We start from the raw sequence: 13,562 nt of genomic DNA on the forward strand, positions 1-13,562 counted from the left end.
TTTTAATGTATATACTCGTTAAACTTCAAAAATTGGCTACGTCATTTTACAAAAATATTATAATTCTATCACTTCTACTACTATGCAGCTGTAAAGCAACACATGATAACCCCCCTAACCTACCATTACCTAATAGTTGGAATAATTATTCATTAACACCTCAAAATAACCAGATTTCTAAATGGTGGTTACAATTTAACGATTTGGTACTTAATAACTTAATTGAGGAATCTTTAGCTAATAACTCTGATATTGAACTTGCAATGAGTAATATAGCGATAGCAACAGCTCAATATAACCTTGTTAATTCTTATAGATTTCCACAGATTAATTTACAAGGTAGCGTAAACCGCACAAAAACCAGTAAACAATTAAAACAACCAAATCAGCCAAAAATTTCTAATAATTTTGGGCTTGGTAGCGTACTTAATTACGAAATAGATTTATGGGGGCTAGCTGCTAATGCTAGTGAGTCAGCCCGTAGAACTTTACTAGCAAGCGAATATAGCAAGGAAGCAGTACGGCTAACCGTTATAAGTAATGTTGCTATCAGCTATTTTAATATTCTGGCATTAGATAAACAAATATATCTAACCAAGCGACTAATAGAAACTCAAACCGAAATCTATAAGCTTACTCAAAAGCTATACGATCTTGGTGTAGGCGATTTAATATCAGTTAGTGAAGCTGCTTCCGAGCTTGCTCTTACCAACTCTTCGCTTCCGCCCTTAGTGCAAGAGAGACAAGGGCAAGAAACAGCTTTAAAGATTTTACTAGGTTGTTCCCCTGAAAATATAGTAAACGGCTTAGTTTATCGTGATAAACCTATAGACTATTTCCCTACCCCGCCCGTATTACCATCAATATTGCCGTCAGAACTTTTAGAGCAAAGACCGGATATTAAGGCAGCAGAGCAGAATTTATTTGCGGCTGATAGCAATTTAAGAGCAGTAAAAGCCTCTTATTTCCCACAAATTTCTTTAACAGGTTTATTAGGTTTTGGCAGTAATAAGTTAAATACTCTATTTGGTAGCTCAGCTGAGACTTGGCAAATAGGTGGTACTATAGCTGGTCCTATCTTTGATTTCGGTAAAACTAAAGCTAATGTAGAGATTGCGGAAAGTACTAAACAACAATACATAGCTATGTATAAAGCAACTGTGCGTACAGCCTTTGGAGAGGTTATAGATGCTTTATCAGCTCAGCAAACAGCGAGTGATAATTTTCGTATCTGGCGACAAAATGAAACAGCTTTAACATCCGTGTTTAAATTGGCAAATCAGCGTTATAAACATGGTAATATAGATTATTTAACAGTACTTACCGCTAAACAGAATATGTTACAGAACGAAATAGATGGAGTTTCTATCAAGCTTTCACAGTTAAGTAGTATGGTTAATGTATTCCATGCGTTGGGTGGAGAGTGGTAGACTCGTTTTATTTGAAAAATTGGCGGCGTTACTTTTCGCTTATAATCCTCACGTATTATATATACGCTGCGGTTATAAGCTTCAAAGTGCCTTGCTCTTTTCCAAATAAAAATTCGTCTACAAGTACATAAAGTAGATATTGAGGCAAATAAAACAATGCTTAAAATAATAATGCGGAATTTGGTATTAACGATATTAGTAGTACTACTTGTAATATTATTAATTTGGTTAGTGATACATCGGAACAAAAAAAATAACTTAAGCAATATCGCAGCACCGGTTGAAGTAACAAAAGTTATTAGAAAAGATGCACCATATATTATAGAGCTTGCGGGTAATGCCGAAACTTATCAAACTGCAGATATTAAGTTACAAGTTACTGGACAAATATTAAGTGTAAATTTTGATGATGGGCAGGAAGTAAAAGCAGATGATTTATTATATGAAATTGATCCTCGTCCATTTCAAAATCAATTACAACAAGCAGAAGCAAGTTTATTAAGTGATACATATAACCTTGAAAATGCTATTAAAGAAGAAGCACGATATAGAAATTTATATAAAGAAAATGCTGTTTCTGAAGAGCAATATTTACAGATGCTTACTAATATGAACGTGCTTAAAGCTGCTGTTGAACGTGATAAGGCTGTTATTGCTGATGCAAATTTACAAATTGAATATTCAAAAATAGTAGCACCTTTTGACGGCAAACTTAGCGAAAGTAATGTAGATATAGGAAATCTAGCACAAGCAGGCTTAACTACTTTAGTAACTATTAACACTATCTCGCCTATTTATGTTAGTTTTCCTGTACCGGAAGAGCATTTAAATAAAATCAATAAATCTCAAAAAAATTCTGATTTATCATTAATAGTTAAAACTTCAAATGGTCAAGAAGTCACAGATGGAGAGATTGTATTCATTGACAATACAATTGACTCTAATAGCGGTACTATCAAACTTAAAGCAACCCTACCCAATAAAGATGAAATATTATGCCCTGGTCAATTTGTCCGTGTTTCCTTAAGTGTCTATACGGAAAAAGATGCTTTGGTAGTTCCATCTAAAGCAATACAAACCAATGATCAAGGACCGTATGTATTTATTGTTGATAAAAATAATAAAGCAGTAATTAAAAATGTAGAAATAGCTTTTTCTAATGATGATTTTGTTGTTATTAAAAGTGGTGTAGAAGAGGGAGAGATAGTAGTCACCAATGGACAGTTAAGATTAAATAACAATACGGAAGTCGTAATTAAAGAAAGCGATTAGGTGTTCCATTATCGTCATTGCGAGGAGAAACTGCAAGTTTCGACGAAGCAATCTCAGGATGCTTCATGAGATTGCCACGTCGCTTCGCTCCTCGCAATGACACTCTAGTATAATTTTATAAAAAAGAGGAATAATTGGGTATTTCAGAAATATTTATAAAACGTCCGGTGCTTGCTACTTTATTCATGGCAACTATTTTGCTATTTGGAATATTTGGCTATAGATTACTGCCAGTAAGCGTACTACCTGATATTGATTTCCCGACAATTCAAGTATCGGTAAGCTTGCCCGGTGCTGACCCAACTACCATGGCTTCATCCGTAGCCTTGCCGCTTGAAAAGCAGTTCTCGACAATATCCAATATTGATTCAATGAGTTCGGTTAATAGTGCCGGTAGTACTCAAATTACTTTGCAGTTTGATTTAAGTAGGGATATAGATGCCGCAGCACAGGACGTACAAGCTGCTATATCATCTGCTGCTAAACAATTACCGAATGACTTACCAACTCCCCCATCATATCGCAAAGTAAATCCGGCTGATGCCCCAATATTCTACATATCTCTAACGTCAGATACTCTACCCTTATATACTGTCGATTATTACGCTGAAACTATTATGGCTGAACGTTTATCGATGTTACCGGGCGTTGCACAAGTACAAGTATATGGCTCACAGCAATATGCGGTACGTGTGCAGGTTGATCCTGTTAAAATGGCAGCAAATAATATAGGGCTTGATCAGGTATCTAATATAATCAGTAGCAGTAACGTTAATTTACCAACTGGAGCTTTATACGGCAAGGATATTTACTCAAGCATTCAAGCTCCCGGGCAGCTACAAAATGCTAAAGAATATAATGATTTAATACTAACTTATCGTAATGGCAGCCCGCTTTTTCTTAAAAATATTGGGAAAGCTATCGATAGCGTTGCTAATAACAAAATAGCAACATGGTATAGAGATAAGCCGGGGATAATTCTTGCTATTCAAAAACAACCCGATACTAATACTATTGAGATAGTAGATGGCATAAAAGAAGTATTGCCTTTACTTCGTAGACAAATCCCTGAAGGAGTTAATATAAATATCATGTTTGATAGATCAATTTCTATCAGAGAATCGGTAAATGATGCTAATTTTACGATGATCTTAGCTTTAATATTAGTGGTACTTGCAATATTTCTTTTCTTACATAATTTTAGATCGGTGATTATCCCAACTATCGCCCTACCCTTCTATAGTTGGCACTTTTGCTTTTATGTATCTCTTCGGATTTAGTATAGATAATATGTCTTTGATGGCTCTAACACTTGCGATGGGGTTTGTGGTAGACGATGCAATAGTAGTGCTTGAGAATATCACAATGCATATAGAGGCAGGTGAAAATAAGATTCAAGCTTGTATTAATGGAACTAAGGAAATTGGATTTACTATTGTTTCAATGACTTTGTCATTAACTGCGGTACTCATTCCAATATTATTTATGAGCGGTATTTTAGGGAAATTACTGCACGAACTCGCTGTTGTAATTACCACTGCTATCCTGCTTTCAGGGGTTATTTCAATCACTGTTACCCCAATGTTATGTAATGTGTTTTTGAAAGATGAGGAAAAAAAACGTCATTGCGAGGAGCAAAGCGACAAAGCAATCTCAGGACAAAAAAACAAGATTGCCACGCAGCCTATGGCTGCTCGCAATGACAAAATTCCCCTTACTGAAAAAGCTTTTGAATATATCAAACAAAAATATAGTAATAGCCTTGAGATAGTAGCCGAGTATTCTAAAACTACTATGTTTGTATTTTTGCTAGTGATTATTGCAACAGCCTATCTTTTTGGATTAGTGCGTAAAGGCTTTATGCCTGATTCCAATACTGGACAAATCTTAATATTTACTGAAGCTGCTCAAACTATTTCCTTTGATGCAATGGTGAAAGAACAACAACAAGTAAGTGACGTATTACTTAAAAACCCTAATATAGAGTCGTTTTTTTCGGCAGTTGGTGTATCAGGCAGAAATTCATCAGTTAATCAAGGTACAATTTTTATCAGCCTAAAACCACGTAACCAACGAGTAGGTGCAGACGAGGTAATTGACCAGTTACGCTCAAAACTAAATCATTTAGTTGGCTTAAAGGTATATATCCAAAATGTGCCAACTATTACTATTGGCAGGCAGGCAACAAAAAGTCAGTATCAATATACTCTGCAAGGACTCGATCAGGATGAGTTATTTGGTTTTTCCCCAAAATTACAGGCAAAACTTGCAGCTACGCCTGGATTTTTAGACGTAACTTCGGATTTACAAATGTCACAGCCGCAAACTTTAGTACAGATTGATAGGTATAAAGCAGCAAAGCTAGGTATATCGGTTGAGCAAATACAAAATGTTTTATATGCTGCTTATGGGGCTGAGCAGATTTCAACTTTATATACCCCTACTGCCCAATATGATATTATTTTAGAGTTAGATCCTAAATATTAAACTGATTCATCAATGTTATCCTTAGTTAATATTAATTCTGTAAATAACACTTTAGTCCCTCTAACTACTCTTGCTAAAATTGTTAATAGTGTTGGTCCTTTAAGTATTTCACATTTTGGTCAATTACCTTCAGTGACAGTATCGTTTAATCTGCAAGATGGTTATTCTATCAGTGATGCCGTTCCGAAAGTTAATGAGGCGATAAGAGAGCTGCAAATGCCAGCAACGATTACGGGAAGTTTTCAAGGAACAGCACAAGCGTTTCAGTCCTCTTTCTCTGACCTTGGACTATTACTAGGTCTTGCTGTTATAGTTATCTATATCATTCTCGGCATGCTTTATGAAAGTTTCGTGCATCCGGTAACGATTCTTTCAGGGCTGCCAACTGCCGTGTTTGGTGCATTACTTACCTTGCTAATATTTAATTGATATGTACGGCTTTGTCGGGCTTATTATGTTAATCGGTATCGTTAAGAAAAATGCTATTATGATTATCGACTTTGCCTTAGAGCTTGAACGTACTAGCAATAAAAGTTCCAAAGATGCGATTTTAGAGGCTTGCACTATAAGATTTAGACCTATAATGATGACAACCTTAGCGGCATTAATGGGTGCTATGCCGATAGCTCTTGGGATTGGTAGCACAGGAGCAGAAAGAAGATCACTAGGACTTGCAGTAGTTGGCGGGCTTCTTACTTCACAATTACTAACTCTCTACATCACTCCTATTATCTTCCTATATCTAGAAGCAGCTAAAAGAAAACTCCAATCCATGTCATCCCGTGATTTATTCACGGGTTCCAGTTAAAAATACTAATAAAATTAGTATTTTTTATTATTTTCTGGATCTAATTCCCAAGCTACAGTATGACTACCTTAGGATGCTTTTCGATCCACACAACAATGCTTACGCAGGAATGACATTATGTAAAAATGTATTTCTTTTAAAAAACCTTTTTTCTTGAACATATTTATAATTTATAATATATTAGATACGTATATTCAAACGTATGAGGACATAATGAAAAAAAATCCAAAAATCTCATTAATAGGAAGCGGTAATATAGGTGGAACGCTTGCTCATTTAATCAGTCTTAAAAACTTAGGTGATATAGTATTATTTGATGTGGCTGAAGGGATTCCACAAGGCAAAGCTCTAGATATAATGCAAGCAAATACTCTAGCAGGCTCTGATATCAAGATCAAAGGTACAAATAATTATGCAGATATAAAAGATTCTGATGCTATAATTATCACTGCTGGTTTGCCTAGAAAACCTGGCATGAGTAGAGATGATTTAATTAGCGTCAATACCGGTATTATGAAAAGCGTTGCAGAAAATGTTAAAAAATACGCTCCTAATGCTTTTGTAATAGTAATTACCAACCCGCTAGATGTTATGGTTTACGTGATGCTGAAAGAAAGCGGCTTGCCACATAATAAAGTCATTGGTATGGCTGGCGTACTTGATTCCTCAAGATTTAACCTTTTTCTTGCTGAGGAGTTTAAAGTGTCAACTAATAGCGTTAGCAGTATAGTTCTTGGCGGTCATGGTGATGCTATGGTACCGCTTGCTAGATATTCTACTGTGAAAGGCGTGCCTATACCTGACTTAGTAAAGATGGGGTTATCAACCAACGAGCGTATCGAAAAAATAATTGATCGCACTAGAAATGGCGGTGGCGAAATCGTGGCACTACTTAAAACAGGATCAGCTTATTATGCCCCTGCTGCTTCTGCTGTAGAAATGCTTGAATCTTATTTACAAGATAAACGACAAATTCTAACCTGTGCTGCTTACTTGCAAGGTGAATATGGCGTAAAAGATTTATATGCCGGTGTGCCAATTATTATAGGCAAAAATGGCGTAGAAAAAGTAATCGAGCTGCAACTAACTACCGATGAGCAAGCTTTATTTGATAAGTCAGTAGACGGAGTTAAAAAGTTGATTGAAGCGTTGAAGTAATCTAATTCTTAATTTAAACAATTAGTTAAATATTTTTAATATTTGTTATGGAAAAAATATAAAAAAATTAAATTTTAGCTGCTTTTCGCCTATATTTCTGAATATTTCATTACTTTTAAGAAAAATGTTTTTTTATTGAATAATATAAATACAACATATATAATAAATATTAAAATTAGTATAATATTAATTATTGATAGTTTTATATAAATGATATTACTTTCTTATATGAATTAAATATTTAACTAATAGGTGAAGAGGCTAAAATGTCTACAGAAAATTTAAATAAAGTATTAAAGGATATACAAAACGAAATTTTGAACTCCGGCACTACACAAGATAAATTGACGACAATAGAAACATTACAAAAATCTATTCATCAGAAAGAATTAAAAAATGAGAAATTAACACAAGAAGAAATAGATAATATTTATAAAACTTTAAATATATTTGAAGAAGTCAAAGAACATAATAGAAAAGAAAATATACGCAACCCTCGTATATTAAATAAAAATTATTATAAATTAACTGATCCACGTGATGAGGAAAGAACATATCCCTCAAACCATAAAAATTTGAGTTCAGATATAGTATTTGATAACGAGTTAGAATGGGACGATAGTGGAATGCCTGCTGCTTTTCAAAAATCTTACGGTTCAGGAAATGTTTTAGACCGATTAAAAACGGCTGTAGATGATTACATATTTGAATTAAAGCAGACAGGTGCGGTACAAGATAAGGTAAAATTATTTGAAGAAAAGGCTAATGCTATACAATCTTCTAAAGATAAGCGTAATATACCTACAGCTTCTACTAGCGTAAAAGATAGAATACAAAATTTTGAAGGAAATAATCCTAGCAAAATAAAAAAATATTGGACGGAAGGACGCAGAGAGTTTGTAGAAAAACATGCTCAGCATACACAATCTAAAGACCCTCAAACCGAACGTAATCAGCGTAAAAATGCAGTATCGGCACCATCCAATGAACATGATAATTATGCTGCAAGCAGGCAAGAAACTCATAAGCAATTAATAAATAAATTTGAAAATTTAGCTAAAACTAAAGAGATTGATTCTAAAGAACAAAGTAAGCGTATCTCATCTAACAATTCTCAAAAACTTCAACAAGGTAACACCAAAAATTTAAAAGAGAAATTTGAAAAACTAGCTAACGAAGCAAAACTAATTGGAACGCAAGCACAACAGAAATCTAAACTAACAAATAAATCTAATGAAAAACCTAAGGTAAAACCTGCAAACCATACTAGAGGTATTTAAAAGAATGAAAAACCTGTAGATGGTATAATTTAATATAGAAATAAAATCATGAGAAAAATAATCATTTTATATTTAATATTTTTTAATTATTTAACTTATGCATCTGATTCTAAAATTGATTGTGATAATGCATATACACAATTTGATATGAATTATTGTGCTAACGAAGATTTTAAAAAAGCTGATAAAGAATTAAATCAACTTTATCGAGAAATATTAAAATACACTTCAGAAGAAGAAACTAATTTATTAAAAAAATCCCAAAATTTATGGATTAAATTGCGTGATGCCGATTGTGAATTCGGAAGCTTTCAGGTCCGCGAGGGTACTGTATTTCCAATGATATTAAGTATGTGTTTAGCAGGTAAAACCAAAGTCCGCATTGAAGAACTTAAAAATATACTAGAATGCTCGGAAGGTGATCTTAGTTGTCGGGTACTGCGAAATAGATAAAGTTATGCCGTGACTTAATCACGGCATTTAGTACACCTAATTATTTACTACCCCAGAAATAACTACATACATAATCACAAACAGATCCTATAATGTTATAAGCTGTTGTGAAAATATCATTGCTATGTGTGCTAGGATAAAAATCTTCAACAATAACTTCTTGATCTGAGAATATATCATTAAAGTTATCTATTGATTTTAATAATGTAAACATTGCTTTAGTACCACCAGACATATCTGATACTGTATCACCTATGAAAGCTAATATATCTTCGTTACTATCATTTAAATTTATTACTACTCTTTAGTATCACTCATAAAAAACTATTTATTTTATTAAAAATTTAATTATTTAATAAGCGTCATATAGATTTTTGACATTAAAGTCAAAGCTAGAATATTAATAAATTAGCATTTAGTTAATTATTTAGCAAAAACATTGTTGACATCATTAGTTAATATGCTTATAATACAGATTATTTAATTTGAGACAAAATATGAGCGATAATTTAAAATCTTCAAACTTAATTAAGGATTCAGAATCTCTTACAGGTAGTTTTCATATAGTAGATTTGTCTGCGGATGCTCTTGCACATAAAGGTGTAAGTTTAGCTCGTACACTTGGAACAGAGGAGTATAAAGATACAGAAAAAAACCTCACAAATTCAGGTTGGGAGGTATTAGCTACTTCTGTTGATGATAAAAATACTAACCAATATGGATACAAAGCAGTAGCTTTTATTAATCGTAATACCAAAGAAATTCATATTTCTAGTTCCGGTACTATAATTACAGAAAAATACGATTTAATCGACGATGCACGTATTACTTTTGGTCGTCTTCCTAATAAAATGTTACCAGTTAAGGCATTTGTTACTAAAATTTTAGAGCAAGCTGGTGGACAAGAAGATGTAATAGACTACAAATTTAGTACTAGTGGTCACTCTCTTGGAGCAATAGTTTCAGATTTAACTGGAATAGAAATTCACTCTAGAGGATTAAAATTTGAAAAATCTGTTACTTTTGATAATCCTGGTTCAAAAAAAGTAGTAGAAAACGCCATAAAAAATAAAGATTTTTCAGGGGAAGTAGTAACTTCGATAGAAGAGCTAGCAAAACATTGCGAAGTTTATAATGTCAAGCATAATTTTATTAACACTGCTAATCCTCAGTTAGCAACTAAAATAAATATTGTAGCCCTTCCTAAACTTGCTACTACAATAGAGCAGTCAGCTAAATCAGCTGGCATATTGGGATGGACAGATTATCTTACAACTAAAGTTGGTGAAGTAGCTAATACATGTGCAGATTACTTAGGAATCAACAAAGTAGTACATGCTATTAGTAATCATAGGTTAGTAAATTTTGCTGATGCAACTAGCAATCAAAATACTTTTGAAGTAATAGATTGGAAAAAGGTAAATGGTCAAGTAATGCTAAAACCAGATCCTAAACTAGATAAAATTAAAAGCACAGGTAATGATTATGTAGTTATTAAGCATGAAAAAGTTATCTTAGATCCGCTTACTGAGTCTTTTACATTACTAACTGAACAAGGATATAGCTATAAGGATTTAGCCAACTATCATATTCAGCAAGAAGAAGCTAACTTAATAGGTCAGGTTATTGCAGTTTGCTAATTAAACTTTTGACTTTTGTCTCACGTCATTGCGAGAAGGTTATGCAATAACCGACGAAGCAATCTCAGGAGTTATAGACTTACTTCATGAGATTGCAGCAAAGCTTTGCTCGCAGTAGATCGAAAAACACCCTCGGTGTCATCCCGTGGCGGCATTGTTGCGTGAATCAGTTTTCCAGTTGTCATCCCGCGACTTGATCGCGGGATCCAGTTAAAAATACTAATAAAATTAGTATTTTTTATTATTTTTTAGATGCCGTGGTCAAGCCACGGCATGACATCGATTTTATAAAATTTAGCCTGCCCCTAATATGTAAAGAGCGTTCAGGTAATTCGGTTTTCATTTAAATATTTGTATTTTTATTGTTTTTCTGGCTCTAGTTCATAAATCACGGGATGACAGGGGAAAATGATCCACGCAGGCATGACATAAAGATATGCTTTTTCTAAGCCTTACCAGGAACAACATTCTCCAGCCAATATTTGCTGCATGCAAGAAAATTAGGATTAGCAAAGTTTTCTTTACCATAGGTAATTTCTTTGCCATCTAGATCTAGAATATTACCACCACCAGCTTTAATTAAAGCATGACCTGCTGCTATATCCCATTCCATAGTTTGACCGAATTTAGGACAAATATCCACACTACCCTCAGCAATTAAACATAATTTAATTGAGCTACCTATTGCGTCTATTTTATTAAAGGAATATTTACTTAAGAATTCTTTAGTTGCTTTATTTGAATGATAAAAACCTATGACAGCGTTTAGTTCTTTTTGTTTATGAATGATAGGAATTTCTTTGGAATGTTGTTCGATTTTTAACTGATTTTTTTCATCAGTATAATATAATTTATCTGTCTCAGGTTGATATATCAAGCCAATAGTCGGTACACCATTTTTAATTAGACCTATATTTATAGTATAGGTGCTTTTGCCGTTTACATAACTTCGTGTTCCATCAATTGGATCAATTAACCAAAAAGTGTTACTGTTAAGTATTGGCAGTGGCTGTTCTTCACACACTATATTTATTTCTGGAGTTAAGTCTTGCAGATTTTGATAGATTATTTTACTGATTTCTTTATCTGCATTGGTAACTACCGAGCCATCTGACTTAGTATCAATTAATATTCCTGATTTTTTTATATCTAAAGCAATTTTACCGGTATCGATAATCAAATCTTTTAAAGTATTTATTAAATTATTATTCATACTATTTATTTAACATTTTTGCAGCTACATCATCCTCCAACCACTGTCCTGTATTTAGAAGAGTTGATTGCTGCAATTTGGCGACTTCTAGATCAGGTGATCCTTGTAATTGTTGCCATCCCAAATATTCAATTCCATAATATTCTATATCAACATTTCTTAAATAAGAATCCATATCTTTTAAATCTTGTTTATTATTTGCAAATACTATGATTTTGCTAGGCTCTTTTGGTATAATTTTTAAAAATTCAATAAGTGATTTTACTTTATTAGTATTTCCGGTAAATATTATTCCTAAATAAAAAATAGGTGTGTTTGCATCAGTTGGATCAAATCTAAATACATCTTTATCATTAACTTTACTAGTAAAATTAATACCTAATCCATAAAGTAAGGTATACAACCATCCTTCATAATTTTCAATCAAATTACATGGGGTAGTTATTTCTTGAAGCCCTAAAACTGTTGCACCTTGCTTTTTCATTTGATTAATAAAATCCACCCAACCTTTTTCTACAAGCATCATTTGGCGTTGTTGCATTAATTGTGCTATAGAATTATTTACTGATGAATCATTTACTGCAAGACTATATAAGTTTTTGGTAAAATTTACATAAGGATTATCGTTATAGCGAAAAAATTTTGATTTGGGCGTTATAATAGTATTATCTATATTTATTAAAACAAGGCTATCTTGGTCTATTTTGGGTAACAAATCTTTCATTGTTACAGAATTTACAGAATAAGTAGGAATTATTTGACCATAGCTTGAAGTTGGTACAATTAAATAAAGTAATAAATGGAGTAAAATTTTATTTACTTTGATCATAAGGGTTTTTACTTTTTGCATTATTAGTTTTTAAAGGTGGGTTATTTCTTTTTATATTATTCAATTGATTAGTCAAGTCATTAATAATTACATTATAATTTGTATTATTATCCTTAGTATCTTGATTATTATAATAATATCCAATAAATAAAATAGAAGAACTATAATTAGCCAGCTGTGCTTCCATTGAACTTAATAGCTCTGTACTACCGCTAACCATTATAAGTACCTTAGGCATAAAATTCATTTGAACAAAAAAATTAATCATTAGTTCAGCACCCGATATATTATTGCTGGTCAATATGCCTTTATAAAATACCGGATAAGTATTGGAAAAACTTTTTAAATTATTAAAAATAATATAATTATTTTTAGGGAAGCTATTTGAAAAATCGATGTTAAAATTCTTTTTTAAATAATCAGCAATCCATATTTCAAATTTAGGTATATTATTAAAATTACCTGTAAAACCTCCATTTACGGCTATTATAGGAATATTTTTATTGCTGATATCACTTACAAAATTCGGAAAATTAGAATCTAGTAATTCCTTTTTATATTTATCACTTGTTAAAATTAACTGATCGATATAAATATTTTTAGGGTTTTTATTCATCTTTTGCAAAGTAGGTGCTAGTTTAGCATAAACATCTTTATCGATTTGCTCACCTAAAGATAATAATGGCTTAAATAATACCTTATCCAAGTCTATTACCACTAGTAAATCTTGCGGCAAATAATTTTTATTATAATTTTCTTCAAAATCTTGTTTTATTTTATCTAAATTATTTACTTCTATATTTTCTGCTTTAACTATAGATGTGACAAGTAGTAATAAGATAAATATATATTTTTTAAACATTAATATACTCCAATATAATACATTGTCGCCCCGTGGCGGCTTTGCCTGTGTGGATACCAAATCGTCATTGCGAGCGACTGCAAGGAGCGTGGCAATCCAGAAAAAATAGTAAAAAATGCTATAAGTTAGC

The 13,562-nt window shown here is 32.5% G+C and carries 11 protein-coding genes and 1 pseudogene; 8 read left to right on the forward strand and 4 right to left on the reverse strand.

Annotation, left to right across the window (positions count from 1 at the left end; all coding sequences use genetic code 11):
* Window positions 1–5 precede the first annotated feature (5 nt).
* The 7 genes and pseudogenes from AAHF54_RS03940 (at window position 6) to AAHF54_RS03970 (ending at window position 8,888) form a co-directional block, all read left to right on the forward strand.
* Entirely contained in the window at window positions 6–1,430 is a 1,425-nt protein-coding gene (locus AAHF54_RS03940; RefSeq protein ID WP_342169813.1) for a TolC family protein, read from the forward strand.
* A gap of 156 nt (window positions 1,431–1,586) precedes the next feature.
* A complete protein-coding gene (locus tag AAHF54_RS03945; protein WP_342169814.1) occupies window positions 1,587–2,702 on the forward strand; it encodes an efflux RND transporter periplasmic adaptor subunit in 1,116 nt (371 codons plus the stop codon).
* A gap of 185 nt (window positions 2,703–2,887) precedes the next feature.
* A pseudogene (locus tag AAHF54_RS03950) lies at window positions 2,888–5,618 on the forward strand (efflux RND transporter permease subunit).
* Between the two features lie 25 nt (window positions 5,619–5,643).
* Window positions 5,644–5,997, forward strand: coding sequence for an efflux RND transporter permease subunit (locus tag AAHF54_RS03955; RefSeq protein WP_341788023.1), 354 nt, complete (start codon window positions 5,644–5,646; stop codon window positions 5,995–5,997).
* 213 nt (window positions 5,998–6,210) lie between these two features.
* Window positions 6,211–7,155 carry a malate dehydrogenase gene (gene mdh / locus AAHF54_RS03960; RefSeq protein WP_341788024.1) on the forward strand — a complete coding sequence of 315 codons (945 nt, stop codon included), beginning with the start codon at window positions 6,211–6,213 and terminating at the stop codon, window positions 7,153–7,155.
* Between the two features lie 266 nt (window positions 7,156–7,421).
* Window positions 7,422–8,435 (forward strand): hypothetical protein, encoded by a 1,014-nt coding sequence (locus AAHF54_RS03965; protein ID WP_341788026.1) that lies wholly within the window; start codon window positions 7,422–7,424, stop codon window positions 8,433–8,435.
* Between the two features lie 48 nt (window positions 8,436–8,483).
* Window positions 8,484–8,888 (forward strand): lysozyme inhibitor LprI family protein, encoded by a 405-nt coding sequence (locus AAHF54_RS03970; protein ID WP_341788027.1) that lies wholly within the window; start codon window positions 8,484–8,486, stop codon window positions 8,886–8,888.
* A 40-nt stretch (window positions 8,889–8,928) separates the two neighbouring features.
* On the opposite strand, the gene AAHF54_RS03975 is transcribed toward AAHF54_RS03970, so the two are convergent.
* Window positions 8,929–9,123, reverse strand: a complete 195-nt coding sequence (locus tag AAHF54_RS03975) for a hypothetical protein (protein ID WP_341788028.1) — start codon at window positions 9,121–9,123, stop codon at window positions 8,929–8,931.
* A gap of 262 nt (window positions 9,124–9,385) precedes the next feature.
* On the opposite strand from AAHF54_RS03975, the gene AAHF54_RS03980 reads away from it, so the two are divergent.
* A complete protein-coding gene (locus tag AAHF54_RS03980) occupies window positions 9,386–10,528 on the forward strand; it encodes a hypothetical protein (RefSeq protein WP_341788029.1) in 1,143 nt (380 codons plus the stop codon).
* Between the two features lie 445 nt (window positions 10,529–10,973).
* Here the strand turns inward: AAHF54_RS03980 and AAHF54_RS03985 are convergent, their stop codons facing one another.
* Genes AAHF54_RS03985 through AAHF54_RS03995 form a run of 3 tightly spaced genes read right to left on the reverse strand, consistent with a single transcriptional unit; the run spans window position 10,974 to window position 13,432 of the window.
* On the reverse strand, window positions 10,974–11,741 hold the full coding sequence (locus tag AAHF54_RS03985; RefSeq protein ID WP_341788030.1) for a 3'(2'),5'-bisphosphate nucleotidase CysQ: 768 nt from the start codon (window positions 11,739–11,741) through the stop codon (window positions 10,974–10,976).
* A gap of 1 nt (window position 11,742) precedes the next feature.
* A complete protein-coding gene (locus AAHF54_RS03990; protein ID WP_342169815.1) occupies window positions 11,743–12,591 on the reverse strand; it encodes a DUF2608 domain-containing protein in 849 nt (282 codons plus the stop codon).
* Window positions 12,554–13,432, reverse strand: coding sequence for a DUF2608 domain-containing protein (locus AAHF54_RS03995; protein WP_341788032.1), 879 nt, complete (start codon window positions 13,430–13,432; stop codon window positions 12,554–12,556). The genes AAHF54_RS03990 and AAHF54_RS03995 overlap by 38 nt, the downstream gene beginning before the upstream one ends.
* Window positions 13,433–13,562 lie beyond the last annotated feature (130 nt).

The sequence above is a fragment of the Rickettsia endosymbiont of Seladonia tumulorum genome, assembly GCF_964030815.1.
Taxonomy (GTDB): domain Bacteria; phylum Pseudomonadota; class Alphaproteobacteria; order Rickettsiales; family Rickettsiaceae; genus Rickettsia.

What these genes read in the sequence shown, in the direction of transcription:
- AAHF54_RS03990 (WP_342169815.1), bottom strand. Translation starts at nt 12,591, where the DNA reads ATGCAAAAAGTAAAAACCCTTATGATCAAAGTAAATAAAATTTTACTC.
- AAHF54_RS03955 (WP_341788023.1), top strand. Translation starts at nt 5,644, where the DNA reads ATGTTAATCGGTATCGTTAAGAAAAATGCTATTATGATTATCGACTTT.
- mdh (WP_341788024.1), top strand. Translation starts at nt 6,211, where the DNA reads ATGAAAAAAAATCCAAAAATCTCATTAATAGGAAGCGGTAATATAGGT.
- AAHF54_RS03945 (WP_342169814.1), top strand. Translation starts at nt 1,587, where the DNA reads ATGCTTAAAATAATAATGCGGAATTTGGTATTAACGATATTAGTAGTA.
- AAHF54_RS03985 (WP_341788030.1), bottom strand. Translation starts at nt 11,741, where the DNA reads ATGAATAATAATTTAATAAATACTTTAAAAGATTTGATTATCGATACC.
- AAHF54_RS03975 (WP_341788028.1), bottom strand. Translation starts at nt 9,123, where the DNA reads ATGTCTGGTGGTACTAAAGCAATGTTTACATTATTAAAATCAATAGAT.
- AAHF54_RS03965 (WP_341788026.1), top strand. Translation starts at nt 7,422, where the DNA reads ATGTCTACAGAAAATTTAAATAAAGTATTAAAGGATATACAAAACGAA.
- AAHF54_RS03980 (WP_341788029.1), top strand. Translation starts at nt 9,386, where the DNA reads ATGAGCGATAATTTAAAATCTTCAAACTTAATTAAGGATTCAGAATCT.
- AAHF54_RS03995 (WP_341788032.1), bottom strand. Translation starts at nt 13,432, where the DNA reads ATGTTTAAAAAATATATATTTATCTTATTACTACTTGTCACATCTATA.
- AAHF54_RS03970 (WP_341788027.1), top strand. Translation starts at nt 8,484, where the DNA reads ATGAGAAAAATAATCATTTTATATTTAATATTTTTTAATTATTTAACT.
- AAHF54_RS03940 (WP_342169813.1), top strand. Translation starts at nt 6, where the DNA reads ATGTATATACTCGTTAAACTTCAAAAATTGGCTACGTCATTTTACAAA.